Annotated in this window: 18 protein-coding genes; 16 read left to right on the plus strand and 2 right to left on the minus strand. The window is 51.0% G+C overall.

Going from position 1 to position 18,276, the window contains the following annotated elements; translation table 11 throughout:
* The first annotated feature begins 199 nt into the window (after nt 1–199).
* From PKO02S_RS11690 to PKO02S_RS11715, 6 genes are read left to right on the plus strand one after another with little or no spacing between them, the layout of a single operon-like run.
* Complete coding sequence (locus PKO02S_RS11690; protein WP_218033920.1) at nt 200–577, plus strand: GntR family transcriptional regulator; 378 nt, start codon at nt 200–202, stop codon at nt 575–577.
* Nucleotides 578–583: 6 nt separating this feature from the next.
* Nucleotides 584–1,294: an ABC transporter ATP-binding protein gene (locus PKO02S_RS11695; protein ID WP_127582893.1), complete on the plus strand. Its 711-nt coding sequence runs from the start codon at nt 584–586 to the stop codon at nt 1,292–1,294.
* Nucleotides 1,295–2,032 carry a hypothetical protein gene (locus tag PKO02S_RS11700; protein ID WP_127582895.1) on the plus strand — a complete coding sequence of 246 codons (738 nt, stop codon included), beginning with the start codon at nt 1,295–1,297 and terminating at the stop codon, nt 2,030–2,032. It begins immediately after the preceding gene.
* 4 nt (nt 2,033–2,036) lie between these two features.
* Complete coding sequence (locus tag PKO02S_RS11705; RefSeq protein ID WP_127582897.1) at nt 2,037–3,104, plus strand: DUF4097 family beta strand repeat-containing protein; 1,068 nt, start codon at nt 2,037–2,039, stop codon at nt 3,102–3,104.
* A 15-nt stretch (nt 3,105–3,119) separates the two neighbouring features.
* Nucleotides 3,120–4,052: an ABC transporter ATP-binding protein gene (locus PKO02S_RS11710; protein ID WP_127582899.1), complete on the plus strand. Its 933-nt coding sequence runs from the start codon at nt 3,120–3,122 to the stop codon at nt 4,050–4,052.
* Nucleotides 4,045–4,989, plus strand: coding sequence for an ABC transporter permease (locus PKO02S_RS11715; protein WP_127582901.1), 945 nt, complete (start codon nt 4,045–4,047; stop codon nt 4,987–4,989). Before PKO02S_RS11710 ends, PKO02S_RS11715 begins: the two co-directional genes overlap by 8 nt.
* Nucleotides 4,990–5,035: 46 nt before the next feature.
* Here PKO02S_RS11715 and PKO02S_RS11720 read toward each other — a convergent pair whose 3' ends face one another.
* A complete protein-coding gene (locus PKO02S_RS11720) occupies nt 5,036–5,614 on the minus strand; it encodes a dihydrofolate reductase family protein (RefSeq protein ID WP_127582904.1) in 579 nt (192 codons plus the stop codon).
* Nucleotides 5,615–5,769: 155 nt separating this feature from the next.
* Between PKO02S_RS11720 and PKO02S_RS11725 the strand changes: the two genes are divergently transcribed.
* The 3 genes from PKO02S_RS11725 to PKO02S_RS11735 are packed head-to-tail and all read left to right on the plus strand — an operon-like array spanning nt 5,770 to nt 8,894.
* Nucleotides 5,770–7,326: an RNA polymerase sigma factor gene (locus PKO02S_RS11725; RefSeq protein ID WP_127582906.1), complete on the plus strand. Its 1,557-nt coding sequence runs from the start codon at nt 5,770–5,772 to the stop codon at nt 7,324–7,326.
* A gap of 42 nt (nt 7,327–7,368) precedes the next feature.
* The gene (locus PKO02S_RS11730; RefSeq protein ID WP_127582908.1) at nt 7,369–8,139 is read left to right on the plus strand and encodes a VOC family protein; all 771 of its coding nucleotides are present in this window, start codon (nt 7,369–7,371) and stop codon (nt 8,137–8,139) included.
* Between the two features lie 20 nt (nt 8,140–8,159).
* Nucleotides 8,160–8,894 carry an MBL fold metallo-hydrolase gene (locus tag PKO02S_RS11735; protein ID WP_127582910.1) on the plus strand — a complete coding sequence of 245 codons (735 nt, stop codon included), beginning with the start codon at nt 8,160–8,162 and terminating at the stop codon, nt 8,892–8,894.
* A gap of 48 nt (nt 8,895–8,942) precedes the next feature.
* On the opposite strand, the gene PKO02S_RS11740 is transcribed toward PKO02S_RS11735, so the two are convergent.
* Nucleotides 8,943–9,143: an alpha/beta-type small acid-soluble spore protein gene (locus PKO02S_RS11740; RefSeq protein WP_127582912.1), complete on the minus strand. Its 201-nt coding sequence runs from the start codon at nt 9,141–9,143 to the stop codon at nt 8,943–8,945.
* Nucleotides 9,144–9,402: 259 nt separating this feature from the next.
* Between PKO02S_RS11740 and PKO02S_RS11745 the strand changes: the two genes are divergently transcribed.
* From PKO02S_RS11745 to PKO02S_RS33865, 7 genes are all read left to right on the plus strand, one after another.
* On the plus strand, nt 9,403–11,691 hold the full coding sequence (locus tag PKO02S_RS11745; protein ID WP_127582915.1) for a helix-turn-helix domain-containing protein: 2,289 nt from the start codon (nt 9,403–9,405) through the stop codon (nt 11,689–11,691).
* A gap of 145 nt (nt 11,692–11,836) precedes the next feature.
* Nucleotides 11,837–13,450, plus strand: coding sequence for a type 2 periplasmic-binding domain-containing protein (locus PKO02S_RS11750; RefSeq protein ID WP_164821401.1), 1,614 nt, complete (start codon nt 11,837–11,839; stop codon nt 13,448–13,450).
* Between the two features lie 59 nt (nt 13,451–13,509).
* The gene (locus tag PKO02S_RS11755; RefSeq protein WP_127582919.1) at nt 13,510–14,409 is read left to right on the plus strand and encodes an ABC transporter permease; all 900 of its coding nucleotides are present in this window, start codon (nt 13,510–13,512) and stop codon (nt 14,407–14,409) included.
* 13 nt (nt 14,410–14,422) lie between these two features.
* A complete protein-coding gene (locus tag PKO02S_RS11760; RefSeq protein ID WP_246066939.1) occupies nt 14,423–15,292 on the plus strand; it encodes a carbohydrate ABC transporter permease in 870 nt (289 codons plus the stop codon).
* A 17-nt stretch (nt 15,293–15,309) separates the two neighbouring features.
* The gene (locus PKO02S_RS11765) at nt 15,310–16,551 is read left to right on the plus strand and encodes a BNR-4 repeat-containing protein (RefSeq protein WP_127582921.1); all 1,242 of its coding nucleotides are present in this window, start codon (nt 15,310–15,312) and stop codon (nt 16,549–16,551) included.
* A 17-nt stretch (nt 16,552–16,568) separates the two neighbouring features.
* On the plus strand, nt 16,569–18,038 hold the full coding sequence (locus tag PKO02S_RS11770) for an arylsulfatase (RefSeq protein WP_127582923.1): 1,470 nt from the start codon (nt 16,569–16,571) through the stop codon (nt 18,036–18,038).
* On the plus strand, nt 17,998–18,243 hold the full coding sequence (locus PKO02S_RS33865) for a hypothetical protein (RefSeq protein ID WP_127583009.1): 246 nt from the start codon (nt 17,998–18,000) through the stop codon (nt 18,241–18,243). The genes PKO02S_RS11770 and PKO02S_RS33865 overlap by 41 nt, the downstream gene beginning before the upstream one ends.
* Nucleotides 18,244–18,276: the final 33 nt, after the last annotated feature.

Here is an 18,276-nt window from a genome sequence, read left to right on the forward strand (position 1 = left end):
GAAAAAGTCGGACTGCAAAATAGCGGTATCCCGGAGATATGTTAGAAACGCCCGCCCTTTGCTTACGAGCAAGAGGCGGGCGTTTCTTTTGCGTCTGAAATTTCGCAGGAAGAGTCTTGACAGGCTAACAAAGTCATTATAATCTAATAGTGCACTAGTTCAATAGTGCACTGGTTTATTGAGTTAAGGAGGGTGGAACGTGCAGCTTAACTTCAACAGCCCGAAGCCCATTTATATGCAGATGGTGGATGAGGTCAAGAAGGCTTTGGCCAGAGGCGAGCTCCTGCCTGGCGACAAAATACCTTCCCATAAGGAGAGGGCGCAAATTTCAAAAATCAATCCGAACACGGTACAGCGTGCTTATCAGGAGATGGAGCGGGAAGGGCTGACGGAGACGCTGCGCGGGCAAGGTACGTTTATCCGCAACGATCCGGACCTGCTCGTACATATTCGTACGGAGATGGCGCAGGCGGCCGTGCAGCAGTTTATCGAGGAAATGCAGGGACTCGGCATCGAGTCGGCGGAGGTAGAGCGCATGCTGCGCAGTCAGCTATACCAGGAAAAGAAGGAGGGCTAGCCGGGCATGGAAACTCAGCAACCCATCATGGTTGAATTGAGCGGCATTCAGAAGCGGTATTTGCTGAAGCAGGCTCTAGGCGGAATCGATCTGCGAATTCGGAGAGGCAGCATTGTCGGTTTGTTGGGCCCGAACGGCAGCGGCAAATCCACATTGCTGAAGATGATCGCCGGTCTCGTCACACCTACGGCTGGCACCATTCTTGTGAACGGCCGTGTGCCGAATGTGGCGAACAAACACTCAATCGCTTATTTGCCGGAGATCGACCATTTTTACAATTGGATGACGGTGAAGGAGACGCTGCAGTTCGTTTCCGGATTTTATAAGGACTGGCAGCCGGACAAGGCGCTCCAGATGCTGGAGACGATGGAGCTGGACGAGAAGCAGAAGGTTCGGAATTTGTCCAAGGGGCTGCGAGCCCGGCTGAAGCTGATTGCCGCTTTTGCCCGGCAAGTGCCGCTTATTTTGCTGGATGAGCCGTTCTCCGGCATCGATCCTTCCTCCAGAGCGAAGATCATCCGCTCCATTCTGCGTGAGTTCGAGTCGAGCGAACAGACGATTTTGCTGTCGACGCATTCGCTGAATGAATCGGAGCCATTGTTCGACGAAGTTGTATTTTTGCGAAGCGGGAAGATTGAAATTCACGATACCGCCGAACAGCTGAGGGCCGACTATGGGTGTTCATTGGAAAATATTTGGGAGAAGGTGTATGCATAGATGCCGTACCGCAACTTATGGCTCAAGGAAGTCAAAAGCCTTTTTCCGCTGTACGGGGTGCTCGGCATCCTGACGGTGCTGCTCCATCTGTTCCTCCTGATCAAGTTCGACGTGATGGACGATGATGTCGTTTTTGTATTCGGAGTGTTGACACCGTTCTTCGTTATTTCCTCCCTGGCGCTAGGGACGGGCTATTATCAGCTCTACACGGAGTGGAGGACCAATTCGATCTACTTGCTCCTCTCGCTGCCGGTACGTGGTTGGAAAATATTGAGCGCCAAACTGACAGCCGTAGTAAGTCTGCTAGTCGCAACCTTATTATTTTGCAGCGCCAGCTTCTTGCTGATCCTAGTACGCGCCGTTTGGGACAATCTCGGATCGGAAATTGAGCTTTCGGGCACTACGATGATCAATATTTTGCTGAACAGCTTTTGGATGTATTTGCTTACGATGGTGCTGTTGCTCGCGATGATCCAATTCGCGTTTCTATGCGGTCAGCTTGTGACCCGGTTGAAATGGCTCGTAGCGCTCTCCGCGTTCCTGGCCGGTTCGTGGCTGCTCATGCGGGTTAGCCCGATGCTCTCCGACCTGTTCCTGTGGATGCCGGACATCCTCTATGGGGGCAAGGATACGGATCTGATCTACCTGCATTCGGGGCCGTTTCTCATCCTGCTGCTCTTCTGCGTAGGGCTGACGATGCTGAACGGGGTCATTTTCGAGAAAGAAGTGGAGGTGTGAGGAGATGTTTCGTTGGAGAAAACTAATGCTCCTCGCCTCGGTTATGGTGCTGCTGACAGGCTTCATTCTCGATTTCACCTTGACGAAGGCTTCGATGTTCGAACAATTCGGCGAGCAATTCGTGAATGCGCAGAAAACGGATTCGTTCAGCGAGGCCAAACGGGGAGTTAAGGCTACCGCCCAGCGGCAAATAGAGATTGCGCGTGCCGACTTAAAGGAAGTATCGCTGGCGAGCTCGCGAGATCCGATAACGGTGAAACGTGCCGCAGGCTCTGCGATTCAGCTGCAATACACGGTGACGTCCTACAGTTCGAATGCGGAGTCGGCCAATCGACAGCTGGATGCGGTCGTCGTGGAAGAACAAGTAAGTGACGGAAGGTTGACGCTTGCCGCCAGGTCGGGCGGGAAGCCGATCGATCCGGACGATATCGCAATGGAGTATGTGCTGCTCGTGCCTGACGGGATCAAGCTGCGCGTGGAAGCTAAAGGAGGGCCTCTTCGGATTCAAGGGGTCAGGGCGGATGTCGAAGCGATCTCGGAGCACGATATGATGGACCTCATCGACATAACGGGGACGCTTACGGTGAAAACCTCTTTTGGAAGTGTCTATATGGCCGGCGTCTCGGGCAGCGTCAGCTTGGACAATCGTTCGAGCGATGCGACGATGGAGGATATAAAAGGGCCTCTGACGTTGACCGGCTCTGCCGGGCACAATCAAGTTTCTCGCGTAAGCGGCAAGCTGTCCGTCAACGCCAAGAACGGGTCGCTTCGCGTGCAGGATTGTACAGGCGCGGTAGAAGTGACGGGCGCGGGTGTCGATATGCAGCTGGAGCAAATCAAAAATACGATGCAAATCCATTCCCAGTCGGGCGATGTAAGGCTCATGCTGGCTGAGTCGGAAGGCTATCGGGTAGCCGCAGCCGTAAGAGGCGGATTCATTCAAGCGAATCTGAACGGCGTTCCGGTCGTCAGGGAGGACGACTGGAGCCGGTTTAACGGAGACATTGGAAAAGGAACCTGGAGCACCATGATCGATGCAACTGGAGCTTCCGTAACGATTCACACCAAATAACAGGGGAGAACGACTATGAGCAATAGCCAGGAACCGGTAGTAAGCTTGCGCAATGTAACGAAACGGATCGGGCGGCGCACGATCATCGACAATTTATCTTTTGATGTTCCGCAGGGAGAGATATTCGGGTTCCTCGGGCCGAACGGCGCCGGCAAAACGACGACGATCCGCATGATGGTAGGGCTTATGTCCATCACCAACGGTGAAATTCTCATCAAGGGACGCAACATTAAGACGGAGTTCGAGCAGGCGATCCGGCATGTCGGAGCGATCGTGGAAAATCCGGAAATGTATAAGTTCATGAGCGGGTATCACAATCTGATCCACTATGCGCGAATGGCGTCCGGTGTGACGAAGGAGCGAATTCGCGAGGTAGTGGAGCTGGTCAAGCTCGAGGATCGGATCCACGATAAAGTGCGGCGGTATTCCCTCGGCATGCGGCAACGTCTCGGCGTCGCCCAGGCGATGCTCCATCGGCCTTCGCTGCTCATCCTGGATGAGCCGACGAACGGACTCGATCCGGCCGGCATTCGCGAGCTGCGCGACTATTTGCGCTATTTGACCCGCGAGGAAGGGATTACGGTGATCGTCTCAAGCCATCTGCTATCCGAGATGGAGCTGATGTGCGACCGCGTGGCGGTGCTCATGCACGGCAAGCTGGTCGATGTGAAAGGGATTCACGAATTCATCGGCTCGAATACGACCGGGCAGACATACTTGATCGAAGCTTCGCCTGCGGAAGCCGCTCTGGCTGCGCTTCATTCGTTCGATGGAGTCGAAGCCAAAGCAGTTCCGGAAGGAGTCGAGGTCGTCACCGATCGGGATCGGATTCCCGGCATTCTTAACTATCTCATGCAGAAGAACATAGACATATACGGCGTACGCGCGATGCGACAGTCGTTGGAGGACCGGTTCTTGGAAATGACAGGGGGCGAGCGTGTTGGTTAGTTTGATCTTGAACGAGAACATGAAGCTGTACCGCCATTGGCGCACTTGGATTATGATCTTCTTCATGATTGGCACCATCATTTTCGCTACTATGTTGAACTGGTACTATGATCGGAAAGACGCTAAGGAAATGACGTGGCAGCAGCAAGTGACGGAGCAGAAACAACGGATGGAGCATCAGTTGAGCAACCCGGACTTGAATGAAGAGTCCAGGCGGTATTATCAAGACCGGATCGCTTTGATCGACTACAGACTAGCCCATGAGATTCGCCCGACAGACGACACGATGTGGGATGGCATCAACGGAGGCGCCGAGCTGGTCATCATGATCACGTTGTTCCTGGTCATCGTCGCCGGCGATAGCTTGGCGGGCGAGTTCTCCTCCGGTACGATCAAGCTGCTGCTTATTCGGCCGGCCAGCCGCCTCAAGGTGCTGCTCGCCAAATATGTATCGATGCTTATGTACGGGATTTTGCTGCTGGTGATCTTGTTCGTGTGTTCCACGTTATTGAATGGTTTGCTGTATCAGTTCAATCATATGAATTTGACGCTCTTGGATGTCAATGCCGCCGGTCAGGTCGTTGAACTGAATATGGTCGCCAACCTATGGAAAAGCTATTTGCTCAACGGCGTGTCCACCATTATGTTCGTTACGATGGCGTTTATGATCACCGCCGCTTTCCGGAGCAGCGCGATGGCGATCGGCTTCTCGATCTTCGCCTTGTTCGGCGGCATGATCCTGACCGGAATATTGCAGCCGTACGCTTGGAGCAAATATTTGATTTTCCCGAACTTGCTTCTGGAGCAATATTTGGGTGGACGGCCGTACCAGGACGGCATGACTTTAGGCTTCTCGATTATCGTGCTGTGCGTATATTTTGCTGTATTCAATCTCGTGTCCTGGCTGGTGTTCACCCGCCGAGACGTAGCGGCATAAGAAGGAAGAAGGCCATCCCGCTCGGGAAGGCCTTCTATTTGTTTGCTTATTTGGCTGTTTTCTCGTAGACGGCACTAATGACGCCGGAAGGAAAAATCTGGTGACGCGTAAGCCGGAGGTTAATCTGGGAGTCGATACTTTGGAAGTAAGGCAATCCTTTACCGAGCACAACCGGAGAAATCGTCATTTTGAACACGTCCACGAGTCCGAGCTGCATCATTGTGTGAGCCAAGCGGGGGCTGCCCAGCACCATAATGTCATTCCCCGGCTGGTTTTTGAGCTCCGTGATGACTTCTACAAGATTTCCTCGCTCCAGCCTCGTGTTGTTCCAGTCCGCTTGCTCCAGCGTCGTGGAGAATACGACTTTCTGTACCGCTTCGACCCAGTGAGCATGCTCTACTGCGTGTTTGGGGGCCATCGGGTTCGAAGGAACCGTCGGCCAGTAGGCGTACATGACCAAATACGTGTTGCGTCCCCAAACGATCGTATCGACCGTGCTCAGAATTTCCTGGGCGTGAAGGGCCAGCTGATCGTCATAAGAGACCCAACCGATGTCCATCGGACCGTTCGGTCCTTCTACAATACCGTCCAGCGATTGGTGCAGGAATACGACTACTTTTCTCATTTTACATGCTCCTCTAATTTGGATTTTGTGCCGCTCATTTGTAATGACACAGGCCGGCGATTTATTCTATCAATGTTGTGAAAAAATATATTCGGCAGGATTCGCCGTAACCGTGTCGAAGTGAATGGAACATAGTGCCGGCTAGGAGGGAACGGATGGAAGAGGTGGAGCTGTCGGCTTTGTTGGACCGGATACGGCGGGGGGATCCTGCGGCATTCGAAACGATACATCATCGATTCCGGAACGCTGCCTTGTCATGGGCGCGTGCCATCGTACGAGATCCTTATCTCGCGGATGACGTCGTGCAAGAGGCGTTTCTGCGGATGCGCGAGAAGCTGGAGCAATTGAAGGACGACCGGAAATTTACGGCGTGGTTCCGGCTCTTGGTCCGAAGATTGGCGCTGAACAGCATCCGGGGGACGGCACGGAAGCAGGAGCGGGAGCACTTGGATGTAGGGGAATTGGAGCTGGATTCGGAGAAATTCGGCGTGGTTCACGGCTCGGTTCAGTCCAGGCAGCTGCTTTTGGAGCAGGAAGAGAGCGTTAAGCTTGCGATGGGGAAGCTGACTCGGCAGGCGATGGAGCTGCTGCATGCAAGCGCGCTCGAGGAAGCGAGTCCGGATGAGTTGGCCGAGCGTTTTCAGATGAAGAAGAGCAATGTGTACAATATCGTCTCCCGCTCCAGAAATAAAGTAAACGACGAACGGTTTGCAGCGGAGATCGAGACGTTTGTTGCAGAGCGGCGGGCTCGCGGGGAAGTGGTTGAGGCTCATCTAGCCAAACCCGACTCGTTTACTCCGCACGCCTTCTTGTCCGTAATGATCGGCGCGGCGTTGCGAACGGTAGGGGAGTCGCGTTTTTCCTACACGGAATTGATGGGCGTCTCAGGCGACGCGTTCCGGTTGGTTATGCCGGTCCATTGCAATTGGCGCCAAATTCTGATGTATGACTGGAGCTTGTCGGCATATCGGACAATGGAGCGACTAGGCTACAGTGGGATGTGCATGGGCCGGCCTCAGCGCAGATCGTTCACGCCCGACCTGCAAGCGCAGCTGCTTTCGGTCGTACAGGGCTCGATCGACCGAGGCATCCCCGCGATCATACGCAACATGGAGATCAATGAGATGGGCTTCGCCTGTGGGTACGACGATCGGTCCCGACAAGTCCATTATGTGGGCAATCACGGCAGGGAACGGTTATTCCGTTATGACCAGATCGGCCGAACGGCTGAGGATCAGCCCGTGTTTGTGCTGGGGCTGCGCGGACGGGTGACGTCGCCGATGGCAAGCGATGACGCGCTGCGAGCGATCGTTCGGCACGCCCATGGACAAGAGCCGCCGATTGCCGGGTATGCATACGGCCTGGATGGCTATCGGGTGTGGCTGGAGGCGGTGGAGTCGAACCGCTTGGACCTGCACGGCCACGCCTACCTGGTGGCGATCCTGGCCGAGGCGAGGCAGCAGGCGGCCGAGTATTTGGCCCTGGCGGGCGGGGAAGAGCGCCGTGGGGAAATGGAGCGGGAGCTGCTGCTTGAGGCGTCGGGCTGCTATAGGATCGTTAGCGAGGCGTTTCGGCGCATTTATCCCCGGTTCCCTTTCGGATACGGCGGCAGCACAGGAGGACGGCTGCAGACGATCCGGGAGCAGCTGGAGATCGCCTGTGAGGCGGAGCGGCAAGGAATTGCGAAAGTCGAAGCTTGTTTGCGTCGATAGTTAGTGTGACGGATCTTGAATGAGGACAAGGAGAGGAAACCCATGAGCCACCCGATTTCACCTTTTATCCCGGCGGTGTTCGTACCCGTCCGCGATTTGAAAAGCGCCACCGAATGGTATGCCGCCTTGCTGGAGCGGCAATTGGTGCCCCGCGAGTACACGGATGGGATTTATGTTTTCGATTTTGGCGGGACGTCCTTGATACTGGACAGCCATTTTGCGGGTAAACCGCCGATGACGATGTTCGATACAAGCGATGCGGCGGAGGCTCATCAATTATGTGCCGGGCTTCCGCACAGCACGCTTTCAGAGGTGTTCAGCGACGAGTTTCTCTCGGTGTTCACGATCGACACCGCGATGATGATCTGCCAAGTGCATCGCCTGGATGATCAGGCGAACCCGAAGCCGCCTCACGCGCTGTTGAGCAAAATCAGCCATGTGCTGGTCCACACCGACGAGATGGCCGGGACGGTCGGGAAGTACGAACAGCTGATAGGCAGGCCGGCGACGGCGGATACGGTTTTTGAAGAGATGATCTCGATCCGTATGGATAAAGGTCCTGATTTGCTGTTTGACGACAATCGGCTGAGCCGTTCGCCGAGCGTATGGTTCGACTCGGTTCAGCAGGAGCTGCGCGTCCATCCGATTGCGATTCTCGAGACCGGCGAGCTGGATTCGGTGTTGGACCGGATGTTGTCTCGAGGCGCTTCCGTTCCTCACGGCATCGAGACCCGCCTCGGCGTCCGTTGTTTCGTGTTCGGCGACCCGGACGGCAATGAATTTATGGTTCGCGAGAGTACGGCGGCGAAATAATACGCGAGGAGTCGGTGGGGATGAAGCTTAGAGTAATCGGTCCTTGGGGCGCTTATCCGAAGGCTGGGGAAGCTACAGCCGGCTACTTGCTGGAGGCTGGCCGCAACCGGGTGCTGCTTGACTGCGGAAGCGGCGTTCTGGCCGCGCTGCAACGATATATAGGGTTGCCGGAGCTGACCCATGCCTTCCTCTCGCACAAGCATTATGACCATATGGCGGATCTAGGTTGTTTGCAATATGCTTGTTTGATCGACACGGACTTGAGCCGCCGGGAGCTGCCGTTGCAAGTGTTGCTGGCCGAAGAGCATGAGGGCGACTGGACCGTGCCTCTGATGAGAGGATCCGCAGCTAACGGGGTGAGCGTGAAGGAGACGGTTTGGCTCGAGGATGGGGTCCGGCTCTCCTTCTTCCGAACGGATCACGACGCGTATTGTTTGGGTGTCAGGGTGGAGGCGCAGGGCAAGGTGCTCGTCTACACGGCCGATACGCGCTATGACGAATCGCTGATCCCGCACTTGAGCGGCGCGGATCTGCTGATCACGGAAGCGTCGTTCTACGCCGACTTCGACGCAGGCCGGTACGGGCACATGACCTCGGCGGAAGCCGCCAAGCTGGCGTCCGCCGCAGGGGTGAAGCGGCTCATGCTTTCGCATTTGCCCCACTTTGGCGAAATCGAACGGTTGAAAGCGGAAGCCGCTGCCGTATATTCGGGAGACATAGTGCTCGCGGAACTAGGGATGCTGGCGGAGTTGTAAACACATAATAAAAAGGCTGCCGTTTGCACGGCAGCCTTCGCGGGTTTCTTAGAAACGACCGCCGCTGATAGCTTGTTCACCCATTTGGACCAGGCGTTTTGTAATTTCACCGCCAACCGATCCGTTTTGACGAGAGGAAGTTTCTCCGCCGAGATTTACGCCAAAGGAAGTGGCGATCTCGTACTTCATTTGATCCAACGCGTTTTGAGCATTTGGAACCACATAGCTGTTATTGTTGTTGTTAGCCATTGTTGTTCACCTCCTTGAGAAATAATTTGCCCATATTTTTAAAGACTATGACAAGTTTACAATTGGAAATTTTTTCTTCATCACTAGTTTCCGCAAATGCCCATTTCAAATCGACAAGAAGAACCGAGTATACTACGAACGAGCGCATCACGTTGCCCTGTAATCGAAGGGGCCGAGTGGAAGAAACACTTCCGCACGGTCCCTTTCTTCTGAGGATTTGTGATATTATTGCAAGTATGTGATCCAAGGGGGGATAATTTTGTTCAAACGCTTTAAACTGGAAAAACCTTGGAGTTTTAAACGGAAGTTAACGGCCTTTTCGATCTTGATCAGTATAATTCCTGTTTTCATATTGGGCTTCGTATCCGCCCATATGGCTGCCCGTAGCATCCAGGAGGAAGTAGATCGTAATCATCAATTGGCGTTAAAGCAAATTGAATTTCAAATTAATAACATAATAAGTAATTTGAACATTTTTTCGATCATATTGGCAACCAATGTTTCGGTAGAAAGATCCGTGCAGCTCGGACCGTCAAATGTTGTCGAATTCATTGATATGGCGGATACAGTTAACAAACAGCGATATACATCGTCCATTCGATATCACGTATCTCTGATCTACAAAAAATATGACTACGTGTATTCGACATTGTACAGCTCAACGAAGTATTCGGATTCCAAGTATTTCAAAATGCTGGAGTCGACCCCTACGAATCGAAATTCTCCCTTAATGATTACGCCGCATACTTATCCTGGGCAAGATGAATTGCTCTTATTTCGTCCGGTGCCACTGAATAGTAATTACACTGAAAGTATGCTTGTGCTTCATCTCGATACGACAATATTAGAGGACTTTATTCAGTCTTTGGAATTCAGTTTCCCAAGCCATCTATATGTGTTGGATGAAACCGGCAAAGTTATCATGACCCGAGATAAGGAAGAAACCGGCAAGCAGCTCGCCACTACGGTGGAGTTATTCCGATACTGGAAAAATCCGTCTGGATATCACGGCAATTATTCGCTTGAAGGCAAGTCTTATAAGATTTCCGCACTTCAATCGGAATCAACAGGGTGGACATACGTCGCTATGAGCCCGCTGGAGATGTTAACGGAAAAATCCGATCACATCCGAATGGTTACGTGGATGTTTATGCTCGTTATCACGACATTTTGGATTCTTCTTTCCTTGGTTGGTTCAAGAAGATTGTATGGACCTATTGAGAAACTGGTCCATAAATTCAATCCGAACAATGTTTTGCATAAACATGAATCCGATGATCTTGCAGCATTGGACTCGATTATGCAGCAAATGGAGCGGAACAATTATGAATTAAGAGGGCAATTGAAAGGGACCTTCTCAACATTGAAGGATACGATGACCCATAGCTTGCTGTTAGGGGGCATGACTGAGCAGGAAGTGCTCATTAAGGCAGCTGAGCTGAATTATTCGCTACATGGCTCTTGGTTTGCTGTATGCTCCGTTGCCGTTGATGAAGATGCACGCTTTCTTCAAACATACCGTGAAAGAGACCGAACTTTAATCCATTACGCCATGAGGAAGATTATGGAGGAAGTTTGTGAACGGAGGATATCTTGTATCACGTTCGTACAGCAGCCCGGCCAAATGGCAGTGATTCTCGGGACAGAGACCGAAGATGAGAACGACCAAAAACTAATTATGGAAATCGTTCATGAATTCCGTTCTTGCATGGAGAAATACTTGCAGTTTACGGTGAGCATAGCTGTTAGTCCTTTACGTATGTATTATACAAGTATTCATGCTTGCCATCTGGAGGCGCAAGAGCTGCTAAGCTACCGAATGCTGCTGGGCACCAATGTGGTAATAACCAAAGACACTGCCGAAGAGCCCATCAAACAATCAGGGAGATTGGTTGCGGAATGCCATAAACAAATTATTTCAAACATCTTGCAAGGGGATTTGAATCACGCTGTTCATCATTTAGAGCAGATGACGAGCTATCTGCCAAGCCACGTACGAAATTCCGGAACAGCTATGGGGGTTTACGGTTATTTAATCGGAGAAATCGAAGCCATTTTTTATGAAATCGGAAGTGAGCTTCAGGAACTGTTCGAGAATGATTTGTATAAGCATCTATATAGCTTGCGCACGATTGAGGAAGTGAAGATGTGGTTTGCAGGACATGTTTTCCCCGAAATCATCAAATACTTGGAAGATCAGAAAAAATCCCGGGAGAAAATAACCCCTCAGCATATTCTGATCTATATCCATGAACATTACGACAAGGACTTGTCTCTTCAGCACGTGGCCGATCAATTCCAGATGAACGCTTCGCAATTCGGACGGTATTTCAGGGAAGAAACGGGTACGAACTTCAGTGATTATCTCATTGAATTCCGAATCGGGAAAGCAAAGGAATGGTTGTCCAGAACCGATATGCCCATCAAGGAAATCGCCGAACGTTTGAGGTATACAACCGTGCAGAACTTTACGCGCATTTTCAAACAAGTGGTTGGGTGTCCTCCCGGAGAATACCGGATGCAACAGAAGAAAGAGCATGACCGATAGCTCTAAACCCCGCGCCATGCGGGGTTTATCTTTTTATTTATGCGTTTATCTTTTTGTGCAAACCCGTGTTAACTGATAATTGCCGCTTAAAAAAGCCGGAATGTATAGTGTGTATGTATTGCAAATCGACCGAGGGGGAAAGGAAATGGCCATTCATTTAAACAGACGTGTAGTTGCAGGTGCAGCTGTGTTGTTAACTGTATCGAGCTTATTGGCAGCATGCGGAGGCAGCTCGGATACACCGGATGCTACGCCGGCAACTGGAAGTCAGGCACCACAAGCGAGCAAGCCGCCGGCAGTACCCAAGGAGCTTAAAATCATTACAACCAATTCCAATGGAGTGTACGCCAAGCAAGTTAAAGTGGGGGACGACCCGTACATTAAAGAAATGTCGAAGCTCTCCGGATACGACTTAAAGTTCGACGTGCTGGGAGCCAACCAAGAGTACACCCAACAATTAACGATCAGATTCGCTTCCAAGGATCTCGGCGATCTGATTCGAACTGACAGCATCGATTCTGCGATCCACTTAGGCGCCGTAGACCAAGGCGTATTCAAGGATCTCGGCCCCTTGATCGATAAATACGGGCCGAATTTAAAGAAAAAAATTCCGCAAGAAGCGTGGGATAGTCCCAAAGTAAGCAAAAACGGAAAAATTTACGGGATTCCTGCTTTTCTCGCCGCACCGGCAACTCGCATCGTTTATATTCGTCAGGATTGGCTGGATAAGTTGGGCATGAAGCAGCCGAAGACGATCGATGAATTTCTGGCTTATTTCGAAGCAGTCAAGAAAGAAGATGTAAATGGCAACGGCGATCCGGGCGATGAATACGGATTTTATGTCAGGGAGAATTTGCTGTACAGCGATTTGTTCTTTGCAGAACACGGCGCCCATCCGGGAGTATGGAAAGTAGTTAACGGACAAATGACACCGGAAATGATCTTGCCTGAAATGAAGGATGCCTTGAATTTCTGGAAAATGCTCTATGATAAAGGGTACGTTAATCCGAATTTATTCACCAATAAATCAGCCGACTGGATTGCGGGAATCCAACAAGGCAAGGCAGGAATGTGGATCCATGACGTTCAGAATGTGCTTACCACATGGTCCAACGCCAACTTCTTAAATCAGCCCAATGTTAAGCTGAGCATGATTGACGGTCCGACGGGTCCTAAAGGAAAGGGGGTAACTCCACAAGGTGACGGCATGCTCTTCGTTTGGGTTGTGCCGGAACAATCCAAAAATGCAGAGGATGTTATCAAATTCCTTGATTGGGCATGGTCGGATGAAGCGGAGACATTCTTCGCACACGGAATCCAGGGCACAAATTACACAATGGAGAACGGCAAGGTTAAATGGGATCCTGCAAGTCTCGTGAACACCGATAAAGAAGCGTCCGTGTTCTACCAAGTGTCGCTTAACCCGCGAGGAGATGGTCGGATGATGCAGAAGGTTCTGGATTTTAACCCTGCGGGCGACACTCTTAAGGCGGGATTCGTCAAGGCGAACGCGAACCTCATTAAGCGTGCCGAATTGAATATGCCAGTCCTGAAAGCCCTTGAGAATAAACCGGAGCTCGCGCTTGGGACCAATACTGGTACGTTGTTCATGGATATGTTCGCAAAAGTCGTCACCGGGAAAGAACAGGTTGATCCAGCATTCGAAAAGTTCGTTTCCGAATGGAAAAGGCGCGGAGGAGATGCCGCCATGAAGGAAGCGACGGATTGGTACAACAACTACACTAAAGCTAAAAAATAGCAGGGAAAGGGGACGATTCGTCCCCTTGTTATTTCCCTACTTACGGGAGAGAGCTCTAGATGTTAAAACGATTGTTAGCAAAGGATAAATGGGTTCTGTTCATCATAATGCTGCCGGGTATGCTGCACTTCCTTGTTTTTAAATACATTCCGCTGACTGGCAACATGATTGCGTTCCAAGACTACAACTTGTTCAAGGGAGTATGGTCGAGTCCCTGGGTTGGATTCCAACATTTTCAAACTATGTTTACGTATGAAGAGTTTTTTCAAATATTAAGAAATACGATAGCGTTCAGCTTCATGTCTATTCTGTTTGGGTTTCCGGCTCCGTTGGTGCTGGCGCTTTTGCTGAATGAAGTGCGGAAAATGTGGATCAAGCGTCCTATCCAAACGCTGCTGTATTTGCCCCATTTTTTGTCGTGGGTCATCGTTGGAGGCATTTTTATTAATCTTCTGGCGCGGGACGGGATCATCAATACGATGTTGGGTTGGTTCGGCGTTTCGCCGATCGATTTTATTACAGAGCCGGAGTATTTTCGAGGAATCGTCGTATCGATCAGTATCTGGAAGGAGGTCGGATGGGGGACGATCATTTATTTGGCAGCGCTCGCAGGCATAAATCCCCATCTCTATGAGGCCGCAGTCGTCGATGGGGCGGGTCGTTGGAAGCAAATATGGCACATCACGTTGCCTACATTATGGCCCGTCATTATCGTCTTGTTTTTGCTGCGAATCGGGAGCGTGCTTGAATCGAACGTCGAACAAATTCTGATCTTCCTCAATCCATTGGTGCGCGATGTCGGCGAGGTGGTCGATACGTATGTTTACCGAGTCGGTTTACAGAGGTCCCAGTTCAGCTTCACGACCGCGATCGGAATGTTCCAATCGATTGTAGGATTATGCCTGATTGCCGCTGTAAATACATTAAGCAAAAAAACTACCGGCGAAAGCATTTATTGAAGGGGGAATTCGATTGGTCACAAACAAAAAAGATTCTCTCTTTCAGTGGATCAACGGGCTTGTGCTGCTTGGCTTCAGTCTTACGATGATCGCTCCTGTTCTGCATCTTGCAGCCGTTTCCTTGAGCTCCCCTGTTTATGCCCAAGCGAAGCTCGTGTATTTGCTGCCCAAAGGGCTTAATCTGGATGTCTACCGAACGATACTGGGAATGAGTCAAATATGGAGATCGATGGCTGTGACGATCTTGATAACGTTAGCCGGTACCTTCACCTACATTTTCCTGACATCCACTATTGCTTACGGCTTGTCACGCAGTCAGAGCCCTTTTCGAGGACTTATTCTGAAAGCAATTTTGGTTACATTTGTCTTTAACATCCCATTAATCCCGAACTACTTATGGATCCGTACGCTTGGGATGGAAAATACGCTGTGGGCTTTGATTATTCCAAGCGCATTGGGAGCATTCGGCGTGATTATCATGAAGACTTTCTTCCAGGGACTGTCATCGGAGGTGTTTGACTCAGCCAAAATCGATGGTTGCAGTGAATTCGGCATTTATCTCCGAATTGCCATGCCTTTGTCCACAGCTGTAATCGCCACTCTATCATTGTTTCATGCTGTAGGGGTTTGGAATTCGTATTTTTACGCAATCATCTTTATCCGGGATCCAAGTCTGTTTCCGCTGCAGGTTCTTCTTCGCAGGCTAGTCGTTGAAGATAACGGGAGCATCTCGACCATTATTGGCGATGCAGCAACTCAGAGTACTCCGGAAATGATGAAGGCAGGCATCATTCTTTTCGCCACGCTGCCCATCATTCTGGTGTACCCGTTCCTGCAGAAATATTTTGTGAAAGGGGCCATGCTGGGGTCCTTGAAGGAATAGAAAAGGAGAGTATTGCAATGACCAATCGCGAGAGGCTTTCTTCCACTTGCTTGAAGGGTGAGGAGTATCCAGATTTTTCCGCTGACGGAGCCTGGTGTTTCTTCGGTGATCCCAGGGCTCTATATTACGAAGGTGTTCACAAACGAACTTACATTGGCTGGTTGACCAAAGAGGGGCATGTCAGAGTCGGGTACTACGATCATACGAATCATACTGCGCAAACGACTGAGCTGAAAGAACGGCTGCATCAGGACGATCATGCCAATCCGTCTCTCTTCATGGATGGTGAGGGCAGATTGACCGTATACTACTCGGCTCACTGCGGGAACAGCATGTTCTACCGGACAGCAGACCGGAGCGAGGACATCTCCTCCTGGGGGCCTGAATTAGAGCTTGCCAGCAATACCATAGGATCATTCGGCTATACTTACCCAAGCCCTGTTTATCTGAGAGAGGAAGAGAAACAGTATTTGTTTTGGCGCGGCGCCAATTTCAAACCTAATTTCGCCATTCAGGAGGCTGGGGGTTGTTGGTCCGAAGCGTTCACGCTCATCGAGGGAAGCGGAGCCAGGCCGTACATCAAGTATGCAACCGATCGCGAAAATACGATCTATTTCGCATTTACAGACGGTCATCCCAATGTAGAATCGAGTAATAGCATATACTTTGCCTGCTATCGAGGCGGAGAGTTCTATAATGCGGACGGTACTCTCATCAAGGCGTTCTCCGAGCTGCCGATACAACCCTCCGAAGCGACAATGGTTTATGATGCGCAGAAGAACGGCTGGAAAACGTGGATATGGGATATTGCCATCGATCAGATGGGCTATCCGGTGGTCGTATACGCTCTCTTCATGACAGATACCGATCACCGGTATCGATATGCGAGATGGAACGGGAACCAATGGATGGATTATGAAATTACACCAGGAGGGGACTGGTTTCCTGAAACGCCGGAAGGCAAGACGGAGAGCGAGCCTTATTATTCCGGTGGCATCATCCTGGATCATCAGGATCCGTCCCAAGTATACTTGTCTCGTCCTATCGAAGGGGTGTTTGAGATCGAGCATTGGAGCACTCCGGATTCAGGTGAAACCTGGAATTGCGTTCCTGTCACTTCAGGCTCCGGCAGCAATAATGTGAGACCCTATATTTCACGTGGATATGCCGAAGGCTGTTCGGTGCTGTTGTGGATGAATGGGAAGTATACGCACTTTACCGAATATGATACGGCCTTGAAGATGAGACTGACTAAGTGAAAAGCAGGTGAATTCGAGTGAGCCAGCCCAATGTACTGCTTCTTATGACCGACCAACATCGGGGGGATGCCGCAGGATGTTATGGCAACCCGGTCCTCGAGACTCCTTACATCGATTGGCTCGCGTCCAGAGGTACGCTGTTCACAAGCGCCTATTCGCCTTCTCCGTCCTGTATTCCGGCAAGAGCTTGCCTGCTTACGGGCATGGATCCCTGGAATACGGGTATTCTTGGCACGGGAAACGGACAAGGGCCGATGGGAGTAGGATTTGAGCATACATTACCAGGGGAGCTGTCGAAGGCCGGATACCACACACACGGGATTGGAAATCTGCACTTCTTTCCACAGCGTTCTCTGAACGGTTTCCACAGCACTCAGCTTGATGAAGAGGGACGCGGCGATCCGGGATTTGTATCCGACTACAGGGAATGGTTCGAAGACAACAAAACTGGCGACTATGATATTGTCGATCACGGGTTGGATTGGAATTCGTGGATTGCCCGGCCTTATCATGCGCCTGAATTTATTCATCCCACGAACTGGACGGTGAACGAGTCGATCCGATTTCTGAAAAGAAGGGACCCAAGCAAGCCTTTTTTTCTCAAAACATCGTTTACCCGGCCGCATTCTCCCTATGACGCGCTGCCATATTATTTCGATTTGTATATGAGCAAGAGCTTGCCGCGTCCTTACGTAGGGGATTGGTCAGCTATTCATGATGTTCCCGCCGACGCTGTCAAGCCCGATGCGTGGCGAGGGAAGCGAAGCGAGGAAGAGATCAGGCGGGCTAGAGCCGGCTATTACGGTTCGATTTCTCAAATCGATCATCAGATTGGCCGTCTGATGATGTTTATGAGGAGAACAGACTTGTTGAGAAACACAATAGTTATCTTTACGTCAGACCACGGGGATATGCTGGGAGATCATCATTTGTGGCGCAAAACCTATGCTTATGAAGGTTCGGCCCGCATTCCTATGATCATCTGTTTGCCGGAAAGCCATGAAGGAAGCATTCGCAAGCATGTGGATTTGCCTGTAACGCTGCAAGATATAATGCCTACCCTGTTAGATGCGCTTGGCCTCGACATTCCCGCTTCGGTTGACGGCATGAGCATGATGAATCTGATTCGAGGGAATAGAACCGCTTGGCGCGAATATGTGCATGGCGAACACAGCACCTGCTATTCGGAGGAACAGGAAATGCAGTACGTGACGGATGGGAAATGGAAATATATTTGGTTCCCTCGATTGGGCACAGAGCAGTTGTTTCATCTAAGCGATGACCCGGAAGAATGCCGCAATTTGATTGAGGAGCCAGAACATCAAGCACAGAAGCAGATATGGCAAATTCGGCTGATGGAGATTTTGGGCAGCAGGAACAGGGGGCTTGTAGAGGAGGGTGAGCTGATCTGCCAACGCGGCAAGCCTCCTATCGTATCCCCAAAATATAACGAACGTTTGGAGAAGTCGGGATACAAGTGGATGTGATACGAGGTTAACTCCAGGAGCCCAGACGATCTTGAATTGGCTGAGAGCTCGGGAATTTCTTCAACTACGGTTCCTGACTAACAATTCTACTGTTATGGGTGCACAAATTGCGCATCGGCTAGCTGGAATGGGGCTAGAGGTGGAGTCGCAGCATATTCTGACTGCAACAGAGCTGGTGGGACATTACTTGTTGGGCCTTGAATAATTCGAATAAGCTTGCCTGTGGAATACCAACCGG

The sequence above is a fragment of the Paenibacillus koleovorans NBRC 103111 genome, from assembly GCF_004000845.1.
GTDB lineage: Bacteria > Bacillota > Bacilli > Paenibacillales > NBRC-103111 > Paenibacillus_AA > Paenibacillus_AA koleovorans.

Bases quoted from the DNA above. Each gene is read 5' to 3' on its own strand.
- PKO02S_RS11730 (WP_127582908.1), top strand. From the start codon at position 7,369: ATGAGCCACCCGATTTCACCTTTTATCCCGGCGGTGTTCGTACCCGTC.
- PKO02S_RS11725 (WP_127582906.1), top strand. From the start codon at position 5,770: ATGGAAGAGGTGGAGCTGTCGGCTTTGTTGGACCGGATACGGCGGGGG.
- PKO02S_RS11705 (WP_127582897.1), top strand. From the start codon at position 2,037: ATGTTTCGTTGGAGAAAACTAATGCTCCTCGCCTCGGTTATGGTGCTG.
- PKO02S_RS11695 (WP_127582893.1), top strand. From the start codon at position 584: ATGGAAACTCAGCAACCCATCATGGTTGAATTGAGCGGCATTCAGAAG.
- PKO02S_RS11755 (WP_127582919.1), top strand. From the start codon at position 13,510: ATGTTAAAACGATTGTTAGCAAAGGATAAATGGGTTCTGTTCATCATA.
- PKO02S_RS11720 (WP_127582904.1), bottom strand. From the start codon at position 5,614: ATGAGAAAAGTAGTCGTATTCCTGCACCAATCGCTGGACGGTATTGTA.
- PKO02S_RS11735 (WP_127582910.1), top strand. From the start codon at position 8,160: ATGAAGCTTAGAGTAATCGGTCCTTGGGGCGCTTATCCGAAGGCTGGG.
- PKO02S_RS11750 (WP_164821401.1), top strand. From the start codon at position 11,837: ATGGCCATTCATTTAAACAGACGTGTAGTTGCAGGTGCAGCTGTGTTG.
- PKO02S_RS11740 (WP_127582912.1), bottom strand. From the start codon at position 9,143: ATGGCTAACAACAACAATAACAGCTATGTGGTTCCAAATGCTCAAAAC.
- PKO02S_RS11700 (WP_127582895.1), top strand. From the start codon at position 1,295: ATGCCGTACCGCAACTTATGGCTCAAGGAAGTCAAAAGCCTTTTTCCG.
- PKO02S_RS11765 (WP_127582921.1), top strand. From the start codon at position 15,310: ATGACCAATCGCGAGAGGCTTTCTTCCACTTGCTTGAAGGGTGAGGAG.
- PKO02S_RS11710 (WP_127582899.1), top strand. From the start codon at position 3,120: ATGAGCAATAGCCAGGAACCGGTAGTAAGCTTGCGCAATGTAACGAAA.